Annotated in this window: 16 protein-coding genes and 1 pseudogene; 6 read left to right on the forward strand and 11 right to left on the reverse strand. The window is 69.8% G+C overall.

From position 1 onward, the window contains the following. Nucleotides 1–6: 6 nt before the first annotated feature. Nucleotides 7–618: a LysE family translocator gene (locus GU5_RS0104525; RefSeq protein ID WP_010524392.1), complete on the forward strand. Its 612-nt coding sequence runs from the start codon at nt 7–9 to the stop codon at nt 616–618. Nucleotides 619–747: 129 nt separating this feature from the next. After that, complete coding sequence (locus GU5_RS14035) at nt 748–1,578, forward strand: SDR family oxidoreductase (protein ID WP_010524393.1); 831 nt, start codon at nt 748–750, stop codon at nt 1,576–1,578. Nucleotides 1,579–1,708: 130 nt separating this feature from the next. On the opposite strand, the gene GU5_RS0104535 is transcribed toward GU5_RS14035, so the two are convergent. Together GU5_RS0104535 and GU5_RS0104540 are read right to left on the reverse strand one after the other, a co-directional pair. Next, a complete protein-coding gene (locus GU5_RS0104535; RefSeq protein ID WP_010524394.1) occupies nt 1,709–1,939 on the reverse strand; it encodes a helix-turn-helix transcriptional regulator in 231 nt (76 codons plus the stop codon). Then, entirely contained in the window at nt 1,936–2,529 is a 594-nt protein-coding gene (locus tag GU5_RS0104540) for a hypothetical protein (protein WP_010524395.1), read from the reverse strand. Before GU5_RS0104540 ends, GU5_RS0104535 begins: the two co-directional genes overlap by 4 nt. Before the next feature lie 392 nt (nt 2,530–2,921). Between GU5_RS0104540 and GU5_RS0104550 the strand changes: the two genes are divergently transcribed. Continuing rightward, nucleotides 2,922–3,569, forward strand: a complete 648-nt coding sequence (locus tag GU5_RS0104550) for an NADPH-dependent F420 reductase (protein WP_010524396.1) — start codon at nt 2,922–2,924, stop codon at nt 3,567–3,569. 134 nt (nt 3,570–3,703) lie between these two features. Here the strand turns inward: GU5_RS0104550 and GU5_RS0104555 are convergent, their stop codons facing one another. Continuing rightward, the gene (locus GU5_RS0104555; protein WP_010524397.1) at nt 3,704–4,726 is read right to left on the reverse strand and encodes an NADP-dependent oxidoreductase; all 1,023 of its coding nucleotides are present in this window, start codon (nt 4,724–4,726) and stop codon (nt 3,704–3,706) included. Between the two features lie 102 nt (nt 4,727–4,828). Between GU5_RS0104555 and GU5_RS0104560 the strand changes: the two genes are divergently transcribed. Further along, on the forward strand, nt 4,829–5,431 hold the full coding sequence (locus GU5_RS0104560) for a TetR/AcrR family transcriptional regulator (protein ID WP_010524398.1): 603 nt from the start codon (nt 4,829–4,831) through the stop codon (nt 5,429–5,431). Between the two features lie 18 nt (nt 5,432–5,449). Here GU5_RS0104560 and GU5_RS0104565 read toward each other — a convergent pair whose 3' ends face one another. Beyond that, complete coding sequence (locus GU5_RS0104565; protein ID WP_050806593.1) at nt 5,450–6,385, reverse strand: hypothetical protein; 936 nt, start codon at nt 6,383–6,385, stop codon at nt 5,450–5,452. Nucleotides 6,386–6,529: 144 nt separating this feature from the next. On the opposite strand from GU5_RS0104565, the gene GU5_RS0104570 reads away from it, so the two are divergent. Further along, entirely contained in the window at nt 6,530–7,087 is a 558-nt protein-coding gene (locus GU5_RS0104570) for a GNAT family N-acetyltransferase (protein WP_010524400.1), read from the forward strand. 168 nt (nt 7,088–7,255) lie between these two features. Here GU5_RS0104570 and GU5_RS0104575 read toward each other — a convergent pair whose 3' ends face one another. From GU5_RS0104575 to GU5_RS0104595, 5 genes are all read right to left on the reverse strand, one after another. Continuing rightward, nucleotides 7,256–8,539 carry an aspartate kinase gene (locus GU5_RS0104575; RefSeq protein WP_010524401.1) on the reverse strand — a complete coding sequence of 428 codons (1,284 nt, stop codon included), beginning with the start codon at nt 8,537–8,539 and terminating at the stop codon, nt 7,256–7,258. Between the two features lie 222 nt (nt 8,540–8,761). After that, nucleotides 8,762–9,589: an ectoine/hydroxyectoine ABC transporter ATP-binding protein EhuA gene (gene ehuA, locus GU5_RS0104580; RefSeq protein WP_139084315.1), complete on the reverse strand. Its 828-nt coding sequence runs from the start codon at nt 9,587–9,589 to the stop codon at nt 8,762–8,764. Further along, the gene (gene ehuD, locus GU5_RS0104585) at nt 9,573–10,292 is read right to left on the reverse strand and encodes an ectoine/hydroxyectoine ABC transporter permease subunit EhuD (RefSeq protein ID WP_010524403.1); all 720 of its coding nucleotides are present in this window, start codon (nt 10,290–10,292) and stop codon (nt 9,573–9,575) included. Before ehuD ends, ehuA begins: the two co-directional genes overlap by 17 nt. Continuing rightward, nucleotides 10,292–11,125: an amino acid ABC transporter permease gene (locus GU5_RS0104590; RefSeq protein ID WP_010524404.1), complete on the reverse strand. Its 834-nt coding sequence runs from the start codon at nt 11,123–11,125 to the stop codon at nt 10,292–10,294. Before GU5_RS0104590 ends, ehuD begins: the two co-directional genes overlap by 1 nt. Nucleotides 11,126–11,247: 122 nt before the next feature. Further along, nucleotides 11,248–12,114 (reverse strand): transporter substrate-binding domain-containing protein, encoded by an 867-nt coding sequence (locus GU5_RS0104595; RefSeq protein ID WP_029514010.1) that lies wholly within the window; start codon nt 12,112–12,114, stop codon nt 11,248–11,250. 523 nt (nt 12,115–12,637) lie between these two features. Here GU5_RS0104595 and GU5_RS17205 point away from each other — a divergent pair. Next, complete coding sequence (locus GU5_RS17205) at nt 12,638–12,778, forward strand: hypothetical protein (RefSeq protein ID WP_158217715.1); 141 nt, start codon at nt 12,638–12,640, stop codon at nt 12,776–12,778. A 9-nt stretch (nt 12,779–12,787) separates the two neighbouring features. On the opposite strand, the gene recR is transcribed toward GU5_RS17205, so the two are convergent. Together recR and GU5_RS17210 are read right to left on the reverse strand one after the other, a co-directional pair. After that, on the reverse strand, nt 12,788–13,384 hold the full coding sequence (recR, locus tag GU5_RS0104605; RefSeq protein WP_010524406.1) for a recombination mediator RecR: 597 nt from the start codon (nt 13,382–13,384) through the stop codon (nt 12,788–12,790). 137 nt (nt 13,385–13,521) lie between these two features. Next, nucleotides 13,522–14,028: pseudogene (locus GU5_RS17210) on the reverse strand (hypothetical protein); the annotation flags it as partial.

Genomic DNA, 14,028 nt, shown 5'->3' on the forward strand with positions numbered 1-14,028 from the left:
GGCATCATGGAATGGAGCGCCTACCTGAGCTTCCTGGCGATCGCCGCCGCCGTCGTGCTGACTCCCGGCGCCGACGTCGCCGTGGTGCTGAAGAACTCCCTGATGAGCGGGCGGCGCGGGGGAGTGGCCGCCGCCCTCGGGGTGACCACCGCCGTGGGCATCCAGGGCGTGCTCACCGCCGCGGGCCTGGGCGTGCTGATCGCCCAGTCGCAGCCGCTGCTGCAGACGATCCGCTGGATCGGCGTGGCGTATCTGGCCTGGCTGGCGCTGCAGGCGCTGCGCTCGGCCTGGCGCGGCGAGTACTCCGGACTGGTGGACACCTCCGGCGTCGCCGCCCGCGGCTACCGGCAGGGATTCCTGACCAACATCACCAACCCGGCGGTGCTGATGTTCTACCTGGCGCTCTTCCCGCAGTTCATGACCGCCGACATGTCGGTCTGGTGGCTGGGCGCGATGGCCATGACGCTGCCCGCGCTGGGCATCGTCCAGCTGGTCACCCTGGCGCTGGTCATCGACGGCGCCTCCCGCTGGCTGCAGCGCCGACGCGTGCGCCGGGTGCTCGACTCGGTCACCGGAGTGGCCCTCGGCGGGCTGGGGCTGCGGGTCGCGCTGCAGTGAGCTGAGACGGGCCGGCGCGGTCGACGGGGCGGCGGGTCTGGCAGACGCCGCGCCCCGCATGCCACGGTGTCGAGAGTGTGACCCGGCCGTCGGATCCGGGTCGTGGGACCCCGCCGATCAGGAGGAGCCATGACACAGCGCATCGCCGTGCTGGGCGCCACCGGCACTGTGGGGCGGCGCGTCGCGGAGTCGCTGCGCCGTCGCGACGTCGAGGTCGTGCCGATCAGCCGGGCCGACGGCGTCGACGTGCTGGACCGCGGCGCGCTGGCCGCCGCGCTCGTCGGCGTCGACGCCGTGGTCGACTGCCTGGATCGCAAGACCCCGGCCGCCGGGGCGGCCGGCGACTTCTTCGCCCGGGCCGCGGCCACGGTGCTCGGCGCGCTCGACGACGCCGACGCAGCCGGGGCCCGGGTGGTGTGTCTGTCCATCGTCAACGCCGACGCCCCGTCGGTGAACCGGTGGATGCCCTACTACCGGGCGAAGGTGCGCCAGGAGCAGAGCTGGCGCGTGCACGGCCGCGGCGTCTGCGTGGTGCGCACGACCCAATGGTTCGAGTTCGCCGAGCAGATGATGCAGATGCTGGCCTGCCGCGGCACGGCCGTGGTCCCCGGGGCGCGGGCGCGGCCGACGGCGGCGGCCGACGTCGCCGAGGTGCTTGCCGACCAGGCGCTCTCCGCGGACCCGCCGCGGCTGCTCGAGGTCTGCGGCCCCGAGGAGCTCGACATCGCCGAGCTGGCCCGGCGGGTGGTGGCCCGTCGTCGGGGAGACGGGCCCGGCGGCGTGCGCCGCGTGGTGCGTCTGCCGCTGGGATGCACGCCGCTGGGGGATGGCTCGCTGCTGCCGCTGGATCCGGACATCATCACCGACACCACGGCCGAGGAGTGGCTGGCCTCCGACCGCGCGGCGTCCGGTGGTCGTGAGCCGGGGCCCGTGCCACGGAGCTCCGGTGAGGCGCGGTGACTGCAGATGGATCAGCTCGGCGCCGTTCGGAGACGGGGTGCCTCTACGATCCTCGTCAATATGCTGAGGGCGTGTCCGGTTCCGCATCTGATGGCCTCGAGGCCTGGGCGGGCCCGGGACGTCGGCTCAGTCACCCCGAGTCGATCGTGAACAGCTCACCGGGGGTGCAGTCCAGTGCATCGCAGATTGCGGTGAGGCTGGAGAAGCGTGCGGCCCTAGCCTTGTTGTTCTTCAGGATGGACAAGTTGGCCATCGTGATGCCCGTCCGCTGAGAGAGTTCGGTCAGCGTCATGCCGCTGGCTTCCAGAAGCTGCCCCAGGTGGCAGCGGATGCGGTGGCCGGATTCTGGCGTGGGAGTCATACGAGCCCTGTCGTGTCATCTTCCAGCTCCCGGGTCCGGGAGCTCAGCAGGCCGATGAGGATCAGTACGGAGGCGGAGATCATCAGGATGAAGGGTGATTGTCCGGAGGCCTCGTGACCGGTGCTGGCCAGATCGAGGTGGTGAACAATATGCCGCTCCACCCAGGCGAATCCCCAATGTCCGGCCGTGATGGCCACGACAGCCACCAGGCCACAGACGAGTACGGCCAGGTGCCAACGCCTGGAGGCCGCTTCTGACTCCCGTCCGACGATCACGATGAAGCTTGTGTAGCCGATGATCAGCGCTGCGATTCCAACTGCCAGCACGGTGGTGGTGAGCGCATACAGGGCCACCCAGCCTGCACCTGCCTGCGCGGCATCAACCAGTGCGGTCAATGAGGCGTCTTGAACCGTGACGGCATCGTCGATCGGCGCCTCGGCGGCAGTGGGCTGCACTGTGATGGTCATGCGCTGGTCATTGATCAGGGTCCACACGGGTTTGAACCACTCGAGTGCCGCCAATGCCGCACCGACGCAGAAGATGCCGCCCGTGAAGTTGGACATCTGGGCCTTGAGGCCTTTGGCGAGCATCCCATCCTCCATATCGATTATCGATGTTATCGACTAGCGATAATATGGTTGGCGGTCAGGGGTGTCAAGCGCTGTGCCGGGAGAGGGGTGTCCCCTCGGTGCGGCACAGCGTCATCCATAGTCCGCTTCATCTGCTGGTCGGGGTCGGCGAGCATCGACGCTCTCGAGAGGCTGACTCGGGCGTGGAGTTCTTCGACCCGGCGGCGGTGGCGCTGACCCGCGAGGCCCTGCATCTGGACGCGCCGGCCGTTCCCTGAGAGGGGGTGAGGTGTGTCGCCGACGCCACGCCGGGGCCGGGAATGCCGCGGTGGATTCCCCTGTTATTTCAAATCGAGAATACTTGCGGAGGGTCGTTGCGCCACCCTCCGCATCCACGATGGGAGGAGCAGGTGATGAGCGGAGAGCAGCTGACCGTCGGGGTCCTGGGGGCCGGCCGCGTGGGCACCGCCGTCGGACGCCAGGCGGTGCGGGCTGGCCACACGGTGAAGATCGCCACCAGCCGACCGGCCGAGGAGAATCGCCTGCTCACCGAGGTCGTCGTGCCCGGTGCCACGGCCGCGGATCCGCAGGACTTCGCCGACGCCGACCTGGTCATCGTCGCCGTGCCGCTGAACAAGTACCGCAGCATCGACACCTCGGTGCTGCAGGGCAAGGTGGTCGTCGACGCGATGAACTACTGGGTCGGCGTCGACGGCTTCATCGCCGAGTTCGACGGCACCCGCTCCACCTCCGAGGTCGTCGGCGAGTTCCTCGGCGACGTGCGCCTGGTCAAGACGCTGAACCACATCGGCTACGGCGAGCTGGAGGTCGAGGCCAAGCCCGCCGGCGCGGAGGACCGCCGCGCGCTGGGCGTGGCGAGCGACGACGCCGAGGCCAAGGCCCTGGTGTCGCGCTTCGTCGACAGCCTGGGCTTCGACGTCGTCGACGCCGGCGAGCTGGCCGCCGGCCGCGCGTTCGAGAACGGCTCGGAGATCTTCACCGGCCGGCACACCGCCGCGCAGATGCGCGAGGTGCTCGAGCGCGAGTCCGCCCGCGTCTGACCGCTCGCGGCAGACGTCGCCCCGTTGCGCGTCGCCCCGTTGCGATGATTCCCCTGCGATGACTCCGCGGAAGGTGTGGGAAAGAACGACCTTTCCCACACCTTCCGCGGAGTCATCCTGTCCGGACGGGCGGATCAGGCGGTGCGGACCACCATCTTGCCGGTGTTCTGCCCCTGCATCATGCCCAGGAAGGCGTCGACGGCGTGCTCGATCCCGTCGACGACCGTCTCGTCATAGGCGACCTCCCCGGCGGCGAACCACTCGGCCATGCGCCGGGTGTATTCGCCGGCGAGGTCGAAGTGCCCGCCGAGCGTGAAGCCCTCCATGCGCAGGCTGCGGGTGATCAGCGCGCTGAGGTTGTCCGGGCCGGGCGTCGGCTCCTCGGCGTTGTAGCTGGCGATCGCTCCGCACAGCGCCAGCCGGCCGCCGGTGTTCATCACGTCGAGCGCGGCCTCCAGGTGGTCGCCGCCGACGTTGTCGAAGAAGACGTCGACGCCGTCGGGGACGTGGGCCGGCAGCTGCTCGCGGACCGGGGCGTCCTTGTAGTTGAACGCGGCGTCGAAGCCGTACTTGGAGGTCAGCAGCTCGACCTTCTCCGCCGATCCGGCCGCGCCGACGACGCGCTCGGCGCCCAGCAGGCGGGCGATCTGCCCGGCGGCCGAGCCCACGGCCCCGGCGGCGCCGGAGATGAAGACCGTGTCGCCGGACTGCAGGCCGGCGATGCGGGTGAGTCCGACGTAGGCGGTCAGCCCCGTCATGCCCAGGATGCCCAGGTGCAGCGAGAGCGGGGCGCCCTCGATCTCGGTGACCGCGCGGAAGGCGCTCGCCTCGGCCTGGGCGACGTCGCGCCAGCCCAGCTGGTGCAGCACCGGAGTGCCCACCGGCAGGTCGTCGGCGCGGGAGGCGACGACGCGGCCGACGGCGCCGCCGGTCATCGTCTCGTCGAGGGCGAAGGGCGGCACGTAGCTCTTCACGTCGTTCATCCGGCCGCGCATGTAGGGGTCGACGGAGATGAACTCGTTGGCCACCCGGACCTCGCCCTCGGCGAGCTCGGGGAGCTCGATCTCCACGGTGCGGAAGTTCTCCGGGGCCGGCCAGCCGGAGGGGCGGCTGGCCAGCTGGATCTGGGTGCTGGTGGTGGGGTTCGTGGACGACATCGGTGTCCGCCTTTCTGCTCCGGGGACGGCCCGGCGAGTCTTTCTGCAATGACCGTTCCAGTATATTCTGGATGCGACGTCGCACAAGGGGACGGAGGAGCCATGGCACGCACGCGGGAGTTCGCTACCGACGAGGCCGTCGTCGCCGCCCGGTCGGTGTTCTGGGAGCACGGCTATGAGCAGGCTTCGGTGCCGGAGCTCGAGCGGGCCACCGGGCTGGGGCGCTCGAGCATCTACCAGGCCTTCGGCAGCAAGCGCGGGCTCTTCGACGCCTGCGTGGAGAGCTATCTGGCCGAGGTCATCCGTCCGCGGCTGCGGCCGCTGGAGCAGGACCCGGTGGACGCCGGGGCGCTGGCCGAGTATCTCGACGGGCTGCGCGGCGCGCTGGGCGACGCCGGCTCCGCGCCGGGGCGGCACGGGTGCCTGCTGATGAACGCCGCCGGCGCGCCGATCGGCCGTGAGGATGCGATCGCCGAGCGGGTGGCCGCCTACCGGGAGGAGCTGCGCGCAGCGATGCGCCGCGGGCTGGCGGCCGCCCGAGGGCTCGGGGGATCCGGACGGCTGGGCGACGGCGAGCCGGATGCCCGACTGCTCGACCGTGACGCCGAGGCCTGCGCCTCGCTGGTGACCTCGGCCTTCGCGCTGACCCGGGTCGACCACGCCGCCGCGCTGCGCTGCGTCGACGCCGCCCGGGCGATGATCTGAGCCCATCCGGGCGGGGCTTCAGGCGTCGGCGAGCTCGTCGACCTCGTCGAGCACCGCCAGCAGCCGCTCGCGCAGCCGCTGGGCCTCCTCGGAGAAGCCCTTCTGCGCGCGGGCGTACTCCGCCCGGCCCTGAGGGGTCTCGATGCGCACCGGCTCGTAGCCCCAGTCGGCCAGATCGTAGGGTGAGGCACGCATGTCCAGCTCGCGGATGCGCCAGGCCAGGTCGAAGCAGTCCAGCAGCAGATCGGCGCTCACCGCCGGGACGAGCTTATAGGCCCATTTGTAGAGATCCATGTTCGCGTGCAGGCAGCCGGGCTGCTCGAGGTCCACCTGCGTCTCGCGGGTGGGCTGCAGCGCGTTCAGCGGCCGGGCCGACGGCGTGTAGAAGCGGAAGGCGTCGAAGTGGGTGCAGCGGATGTTCTGCTCCTCGACGACCTCGTCGGTGCCGGACGCACCCAGCCGCAGCGGGACCTGGTCGTGGCGCTGTCCGTGGTGCTCGGAGCGGTAGACCATCGCCCACTCGTGCAGGCCGAAGCAGCCCAGCTGCGCCGGCCGGGCCGCCGTCGCGCTCAGCAGCTTCCGGGCGAAGCCGATCATCGAGGCCCGCTCGGTGCGGAAGCGTGCGACGTCGACGGTCGCCCCGCCGGCCGCGGTGCCGTCGTCGACGGTGGTGTAGAACTTCCAGCCGGCCGCCTCCGAGGCGCCGGCGCCCTCGAGGACGTTCCCGGCGCCGGGATGCCAGCGGGAGAGCTGGCCGGGGGAGTGCGAGTAGTAGGTGAACAGGAAGTCCTCGACCGGATGCTTCTCTCCGGCGTGCCGGCGGGCCAGGAAGGCGTCGGCATAGCCGGCGACGGCGCGCTGGTGCGCGGCGGCGCGCTCCCGGTGCTCGTGTTCAGGAATCACGGCGAATCCGGGAGGAGTCTGATGTTCGGCTGGGGCGTGGGTTACACTCATCTTGTCTACTCGCACCGTATGCGCAGGCGGCAGGACGTCCCGACCGGGCTCGTCCTGCCGCCTGCGTGTGTCTGCGAGGCTTCTGCCGCGTGCGTCGCGGCGGCTGCGCGCCGCGCGTCGGTCCGGGGTCCTAGAGTCGGAGCCATGATGACTCCGACGTCCCATGGTCCCACCTCCGTGGCCGAGCTGCATCGTCCTGCGGAGGACGACCTCGACGAGCTGCACGCGCTCTACCGCGATCCGCGCGTCTGGACCCATCTGCCGTCGGGGCGGCACACCGAGGTCCGGCAGACCCGCCGGCTGCTCGACGGCTGGCGGCGCTCCTGGGAGGAGCACGGGCTGGGGCAGTGGATCGTCCGCGACGCCGGCTCCGGGATGCTGCTCGGCCACGGCGGCTGTGCAGTGCGCGGCGAGCTGCTGTGGAATCTGGGATACCGCTTCGCCGTCGCCGCCCAGGGGCGCGGCCTGGCGAGCTGGGTCGGGAGATGCGGGCTGGAGGCCGCCGGCGAGGTCGACGTCTCCCGGGCGGTGGTGGCCTATCTGCTCGAGCACAACCGCGCTTCGGCGCGCGTGGCGGAGAAGCTCGGGCTCAGCCTGCAGCGCCGCGGGCCCGACGCCGGCAATCCGGATCCGGAGGCGGTCCGGCTGGTCTATGCCGATCGGACGCTGGACGCGGAGCAGCTGGCCGCCGCGATGCGGTGATCAGCCCCCACCCACGACGATGTCTCTGGAGTTCGGGCCTTAACCACCTCTGAAACGAAGGGGGTTAAGGCCCGAACTCCAGAGCCAACGCGGGGTGGAGTCGGGTGGAGTCGGGCGGAGCCGGGTGAGTCGGGCGGAGCCGGGTGAACCGGCAGTGCCGGCTAGGCCTCAGCGGCCGGTGCCGGCGTAGACCGTGGCCTCCTGGTCGGCGTCGAGGCCGAAGGCGGTGTGGATCGCCTGCACCGCGCGGTCCAGGTCCTCGATGTCGGTGATCACCGAGACGCGGATCTCCGAGGTGGAGATCAGTCCGATGTTGATCCCGGCGTCGCGCAGCGCGGTGAAGAATCGCGCCGAGACGCCCGGGTGGTGGCGCATGCCGCCGCCGATGAGCGAGACTTTGCCGACCTGCGGCACGTAGTCCAGCTCCTCGAAGCCGATCTGCTCCTTGTTGTCCGTCAGGATCTGCACCGACTTCTCGATGTCCGCCCCCGGCAGGGTGAAGGAGATGTTGGTGGTCTTGGTGTCGTCGGAGACGTTCTGCACGATCATGTCGATGTTCGTGCCGGCCTGGGCGATCAGGTTGAAGATGTCGGCGGCCTTGCCGGGCACGTCCGGCACGCCGGTGATCGTCAGCTTGGCCTCGGACTTGTCGTGGGCGACGCCGGAGATGATGGGCTGTTCCAAGGGTTCCCCTTCCTGGAGGGCGATGGTGTCTTCGGGGTCGGGCAGCACCCAGGTGCCTTCGTGCTGGGAGAACGACGAGCGCACGTGCAGCTTCACGCCGAAGCGCCGGGCGTACTCGACCGAGCGCAGGTGCAGCACCTTCGACCCGGCGGCGGCCATCTCCAGCATGTCCTCGCTGGAGATCTGGTCGATCTTGTGCGCGGACTTCACCACGCGCGGGTCGGCGGTGAAGACGCCGTCGACGTCGGTGTAGATCTCGCAGGCGTCGGCGTTCAGCGCCGCGGCCAGGGCGACGGCGGTGGTGTCCGAGCCGCCGCGGCCCATGGTGGTGATGTCCTTGGACTCGCTGCTGACGCCCTGGAAGCCTGCCACGATGCCGACGTGGTCGGTGTCCAGGGACTCCTGGACGCGATCCGGGCTGACGTCGATGATGCGTGCCTTGCCGTGCGAGGTGTCGGTGATCATGCCGGCCTGGGAGCCGGTGAAGGACTGGGCGGTCTCACCGTGCTCGTGGATCGCCATGGCCAGCAGGGCCATGGACATGCGCTCGCCCGAGGACAGCAGGATGTCCATCTCGCGGGAGGGAGGAGCGTCGGCGATGTCGGCCGCCAGGTCGAGCAGCTCGTCGGTGGTGTCTCCCATCGCGGAGACCACGACGACCACCTGGTGGCCGGCTCGCTTGGTCTCGACGACTCGTCGGGCCACGCGTTTGATGCTCTCGGCATCGGCGACCGACGAACCGCCGTATTTCTGGACGATCAGGCTCATGGGGTTGTTGTCTCACTCCCGTACAGGGTCATGTCGCGGACTTGAATGATTCTACGAGCGCGCCCGGGGGTCGGGCACGACGCGGTGCCCGGTCTCACAGAGTGGATCGCCCGCCGTGGGGCGGGATCACCGGAGCCGACGACGGCGCGGCGGGCGGGCACGAGGGCCGGCACCCGGGCAGGAGTCGCCGAGGCGTGGGACCGGGCAGGTCTGGTGGCGGGATCAGGTGTCCCGGAGCACGGCGCCGAGGAAGGCCTTGGTGCGGTCATGGTCGGGCTCGGAGAAGATCTTCTCCGGCGGGCCGGACTCGACGACGTGGCCGCCGTCGAACATCATCACCTTGTGCGAGACGTCGCGGGCGAAGCTCATCTCGTGGGTGACGATCAGCATGGTCACATCGGTGGTCTCGGCGACTCGGCGCAGGATGTTCAGCACCTCGCCGACGACCTCCGGGTCCAGGGCCGAGGTGACCTCGTCGAGCAGCAGGATCTCCGGGTCCATGGCCAGCGCGCGGGCGATGGCCACGCGCTGCTGCTGACCGCCGGAGAGCGAGGTCGGGTGGGCGTCGGCCTTGTCGGAGAGGCCCACCTGCTCGAGCAGGTCGTGGGCCTTGGCGACGGCCTCCTCCTTCGACCGGCCCAGCACGTGGATGGGGGCCTCGATGATGTTCTCCAGCACCGTCATGTTCGGGAACAGGTTGAACTGCTGGAAGACCATGCCGATGCGGGTGCGCAGGTTCTTCTGATGCTTCTTCGACACCGGCACACGGCGGCCGTCGCGCTCCTCGTGCGTCAGCGGCTCACCGTCGACGAAGATGTAGCCGTCGGTGAGCTCCTCCAGCGTCATCACCAGACGCAGGATGGTCGTCTTGCCCGACCCGGAGGGCCCGATCAGGGTGACGCGCTCGCCGCGGCCCACGGTGAAGTCGAGATCCTTGAGGACCACGTTGTCGCCGAACCGCTTCTCCACGTCCTGGAACTCGATGACGGGGGTCTCGGCGGCTGCTGTGGCGGCGGGCGTCGGCGACGGCTGCTCAGTTGGCGTAGGCAAGTCGCTTCTCCAATCGACTGATCAGAAGGGCAGTGGGGTAGCTGGCGGCCAGGAAGATCAGACCCGCGATCGTGATGGCCTCGTTGTACCGGAAGGTCTGGGCACCGATGGTCTGGGCGACGGTGACCATCTCCGGCACCGAGATCACGAAGAGGAACGGGGTGTCCTTGAACATCGAGATCGCGTAGTTGCCCAGCGCCGGGACGGTCGAGCGCAGCGCCTGCGGGATGATCACGCGGCGCCAGGTGCGCACCGCGCTCATCGACAGCGCCGTGGTCGCCTCCCACTGGCCCTGCGGCACCGACTCGATGCCGGCGCGGTAGACCTCGGACATGTAGGTGGCGTAGTGGACGCCGAAGACGATGACGCCGATGACCATCGGGTCCAGCCACAGGAAGCTCCAGAAGAGGAAGAGCAGCTGGACGACGATGGGCGTCATGCGGATGAAGTTGGCCGCCCAGCGCACGATCCAGGCCAGCGGCCTGGGCAGGACCATGATCATGATGGCGATGATCAGTCCGAGCGCCGCGGCGATGATCGTGCCCACCACGGTGACCACGAGAGTGACCTTGAGGAAGGCCATGAGCATCTCGGGGAAGATCTCGGCGGCGAAGCCCCAGTCGAGGATCGGGCCCGTCTCGTCGACGATGCCGGGGTCCTCGGCCTGCGCCAGGACGTGCTGTGCGAGCGTCGGCGAGGTCATCACTCGGTCTCCTTCCCGGCGCGCGGACGGGTGGTCGCGGCCTTCGTCCGGGGAGGAGCCGCGGAGGCCGCATCAGGAGGCGTCGGACGAGGATCGGGGGAGAGGATCTCCCACAGCGACGGGCCTCGACCCAGCTTGTGCTTGGCCCGGGCCTCCAGCGCCTGCATGCCGAGGGTGAGGATCAGCGCCAGCACGAAGTAGGTGGCCAGGCCGATGAACGCGTGGGAGAACCAGATGTCGGTCGGGCGGCGCAGGTTGTCCAGCTCGAAGGTGAACTCGTTGACCTCCGGGACGATCGAGACGATCGCGCTGCCCTTGAGCAGGTGGACCCACAGGTTCGTCAGCGAGGGGATCATCAGGGCCCAGGCCTGCGGGAAGATGATGCGGCGCATCTTGTGCGGCCAGGACATCGACAGCGCCGTCGTCGCCTCCCACTGGCCGCGCGGAACGGAGGTGAGCGCGGATCGGACGGCTTCGGCGCCGTAGGCCCCATAGTTGATCGCCAGGGCGATGGTCGCGGTGGCGAAGGTGTTGTCCTGCGGTGCCGGCAGCGTGATGTCGTACTTGATCCAGAACAGCGGCAGCACGTACAGCAGCCAGAAGAGCAGCACCAGCAGCGAGATGCCGCGGAAGAACTCGATGAGCACCCGGGCGGGACCGCGCAGCCAGAGGCTCCGGCTGCCGGCCATGAGTCCCAGGACGACGGCGATGACGAAGCCCAGGAGGCCGGAGATGACGGTCAGCTGGACGGTGGTGATCAGGCCGTCGAGGATGCGGTCGGAGAAGTTGCCCAGCGCCTCGAAGTTCGCGCGCTGCTCGTCGAGCCAGTCCATCGTGGGAGTGGTGCTCCTTCAGTCGGAGGTGCCCGGTGCTCGCCGCACCAACCGGCGGCCAGCGTTCGGGATGCTCCGAACACCGGCCGCCGTGGTCAGCGGAGTGCCGTGGTCTGTGCGGATCAGTCCAGGTACTTCTCCTCCAGAGCCTCCGTGTCGCCCTCGCAGAGCTCCTCGGCGGTCATCTCCGGGTCCGGCATCTCGGCCTCGGTGAAGCCGAACTCGCTGACGATCTCCAGGTACTCGCCGGACTCCTTCAGCTCGGCCAGGTGCTCGTTGAACTCCTCGCGCAGCTCGTCGTCCTCGGGACGGAAGGTGTGCGCGCCCACCGAGACGGTGTGCGAGAAGGGATCGGAGACCTCGAGGCCCTCCATGTCGCCGGCCATGGTCTCCAGGGAGATGGCGGTCAGGGCGAAGACGTCGGCGCGGCCGCCGTCGACGAAGTCGATGCCGTCCTCCGCGCTGCCCACGCCCTCGGCCTCGACGCCGAGATCCTCGAGCCAGCCCATCTCGACGCCGGAGCTCAGCGCGACGACGTCGATCTCCTCGCCGGAGTCCTGGGCGGCGAGCAGGTCGTCGAAGTTGTGCACGTCGAGCGGGTTGCCCTCCTCGGTCAGCAGGGCGGTGGTGTAGACCAGCTCGGGCTCGCCGAAGGCGGCCTGCTCGCAACGCTCGGGGTTGATGGACATGCCGGCCGAGACCACGTCCCAGTTGCCGGCGTTCAGGCCCGGGATGAGGTTGTCCCATTCCGTCTTCTGAGCGTCGAGCTCATAGCCCATCTCCTCGCCGAAGATCCGCTCGGCGACGGCGATGGTGGCGCCGGTCGGCTCGCCGTTCTCGTCGAGCCAGGAGTAGGGCTCCTCGCCGAAGACGGCGACGTCGAGGACGTCCTCTTCGGAGCCTGCGCCGTCCTCGCCGTCGTCCCCTCCGCCGCATGCAGTCAGCGCGAGCAGTGCCGCCGCGCTGAACGCGCCGGTCTTCACAGCCATGGAAGTCTTCATGCCCATTGCGTCAGATACCTCATCCTCTGGTGTGCGTGTGCTCCGCGAGCTCGGCGTGCGAGGGCCGGGCTTCGCGGGTGCACCACACGGTAGTGACCCATAAAGGAAAAGGAAACTGCATTCGCCCGCCGGCGATTAGCAGTCGCCCCCCTGGCAGGCGATGAACAATGCAACGTGAAAAATGATCGTGATATGAACTGGATCTCCCCAGACTCCCACGAGGCCGGGCGGCTGGCGGCACGTCTAAGTGGGGAGGAATGCCTGAGCGAGGTCGGCGAGCGAATCGCCCATCACGCTTGGATAACGTTCTCGGGCGTGCCGCTCAGGACAAGCTGCGGCGCCCACCTCGACGGCGGAGAAGTCGTCGGCGGGAGCGACGAGGTCCCGTCCGTGGTGAGGACCCTGCAGAGCCGCGTAGGCTCTCTGCATGGGTCGATCTGCGGCGGCGTCGCCAGCCGTCCGGTCGGCCGCATGCCCCGTAGTGCCGATACGTTCTCAGGAGCTGCCCAGCATGGACGTCCTCTCCGGCCTCGCGCTCGTCGTCGTCGCGCTCGCGGTCTGGACCTACGTGACCTATTCGGCGGTGCGTCGCGGAGTGCGCGACGGTCTCCAGGACCGTGCCGCGGAGACCGAGGGGAGCACGAGCGAGTAGTCGAGTCCCTCAGGACAGGCTGCGGCGCCCCTCGAAGGCTCGTCCGAGGGTGACGTCGTCGGCGTACTCGAGGTCTCCGCCGACCGGCAGTCCCGAGGCCAGACGGGTGAGGTCGACACCGATGGAGCCGAGCATGCGCACCAGATAGGTCGCCGTCGCCTCGCCCTCCAGATTCGGGTCGGTGGCGATGATGACCTCCTGGACCTCGTCGTCGGAGAGCCGGCTGAGCAGCTCGCGGACGTGCAGCTGCTCCGGGCCGACGCCGGCGATCGGATTGATGGAGCCTCCGAGCACGTGGTACAGCCCGCTGAAGGAGCGGGTCCGTTCGATGGCCATGACGTCCTTGGACTCCTCGACCACGCAGATCACGCTGCGGTCCCGGCTCGCATCGCGGCAGATGCGGCAGGTGTCCTCCTCGGAGACGTTGAAGCAGATCTGGCAGAACTTCACCTTCTCCTTCACGGAGACGATGGACTCGGCCAGCCGCTTCATGTCGTCGGAGTCGGCCTCCAGGATGTGGAAGGCCACCCGCTGGGCGGACTTCGGCCCGATGCCGGGCAGACGGCCCAGCTCATCGATCAGCTCTTGGACAGCACCCTCGTACACGGTGGGGCAGCGCCTTTCTCAGCAAGCGGTCGGGCGGTGTGCCGGACCGCGCAGACGGTCCGGGCGACGTCGGCCAGTCTACTGCCGCCCGGCGCGACGGCGGCGGCCGACGCGATGCTCCCGGGGCGCGTCCCCGGTCAGGGGCCCTCGTCGAGGCGCCGCTCCTCGATCAGCGTGGCGTCCAGCAGCCGCTCCAGGGCCTTGCGACCGAAGACGCTGGATTCCTCGACGGGGATGTCGTCGTCGCTGGGGACTTCCTCGACCTCCTCGACCTCTTCGACCGGAGCAGGCCCGCCGGCGGGCGTCGCGGCGGAGCCGGCGGGGGAGTGTCCCGCCGGGGCGGCCTGCTCGTGGTCCGGCGGCGGCTCCTGCCCGTCCATCGGGTCCGGCGGCGGGGGCGCGGCATTCCAGTCGTCGGGGGCGTCCTGCCGCTGGGCGATGCGCTGCTTGATCGCCGCGATCCGGCCCGAGGCGCCGGCGGCCTGCTGCTCGGCGCCACGGTCTGCGGCGGCCGCGGCAGGGTGTCCCGCAGCGGATGCCGGGACGCCGGGGCCCGCGGCCGACGTCGACGGCTCCGGGGTGCGGCGGGCGAACACCGGGATCGGCGGCTTCTCGTCGCTCAGCCGGTATGCGTCGGTCGGTTC

Source organism: Nesterenkonia sp. F (genome assembly GCF_000220985.1).
In the GTDB taxonomy this organism is placed as follows: domain Bacteria; phylum Actinomycetota; class Actinomycetes; order Actinomycetales; family Micrococcaceae; genus Nesterenkonia.

Excerpts from the sequence above, each read along its gene's own strand:
- GU5_RS0104525 (WP_010524392.1), top strand. The coding sequence starts at position 7 with ATGGAATGGAGCGCCTACCTGAGCTTCCTGGCGATCGCCGCCGCCGTC.
- GU5_RS14035 (WP_010524393.1), top strand. The coding sequence starts at position 748 with ATGACACAGCGCATCGCCGTGCTGGGCGCCACCGGCACTGTGGGGCGG.
- GU5_RS0104535 (WP_010524394.1), bottom strand. The coding sequence starts at position 1,939 with ATGACTCCCACGCCAGAATCCGGCCACCGCATCCGCTGCCACCTGGGG.
- GU5_RS0104540 (WP_010524395.1), bottom strand. The coding sequence starts at position 2,529 with ATGCTCGCCAAAGGCCTCAAGGCCCAGATGTCCAACTTCACGGGCGGC.
- GU5_RS0104550 (WP_010524396.1), top strand. The coding sequence starts at position 2,922 with ATGAGCGGAGAGCAGCTGACCGTCGGGGTCCTGGGGGCCGGCCGCGTG.
- GU5_RS0104555 (WP_010524397.1), bottom strand. The coding sequence starts at position 4,726 with ATGTCGTCCACGAACCCCACCACCAGCACCCAGATCCAGCTGGCCAGC.
- GU5_RS0104560 (WP_010524398.1), top strand. The coding sequence starts at position 4,829 with ATGGCACGCACGCGGGAGTTCGCTACCGACGAGGCCGTCGTCGCCGCC.
- GU5_RS0104565 (WP_050806593.1), bottom strand. The coding sequence starts at position 6,385 with ATGAGTGTAACCCACGCCCCAGCCGAACATCAGACTCCTCCCGGATTC.
- GU5_RS0104570 (WP_010524400.1), top strand. The coding sequence starts at position 6,530 with ATGATGACTCCGACGTCCCATGGTCCCACCTCCGTGGCCGAGCTGCAT.
- GU5_RS0104575 (WP_010524401.1), bottom strand. The coding sequence starts at position 8,539 with ATGAGCCTGATCGTCCAGAAATACGGCGGTTCGTCGGTCGCCGATGCC.
- ehuD (WP_010524403.1), bottom strand. The coding sequence starts at position 10,292 with ATGACCTCGCCGACGCTCGCACAGCACGTCCTGGCGCAGGCCGAGGAC.
- GU5_RS0104590 (WP_010524404.1), bottom strand. The coding sequence starts at position 11,125 with ATGGACTGGCTCGACGAGCAGCGCGCGAACTTCGAGGCGCTGGGCAAC.
- GU5_RS0104595 (WP_029514010.1), bottom strand. The coding sequence starts at position 12,114 with ATGGCTGTGAAGACCGGCGCGTTCAGCGCGGCGGCACTGCTCGCGCTG.
- GU5_RS17205 (WP_158217715.1), top strand. The coding sequence starts at position 12,638 with ATGGACGTCCTCTCCGGCCTCGCGCTCGTCGTCGTCGCGCTCGCGGTC.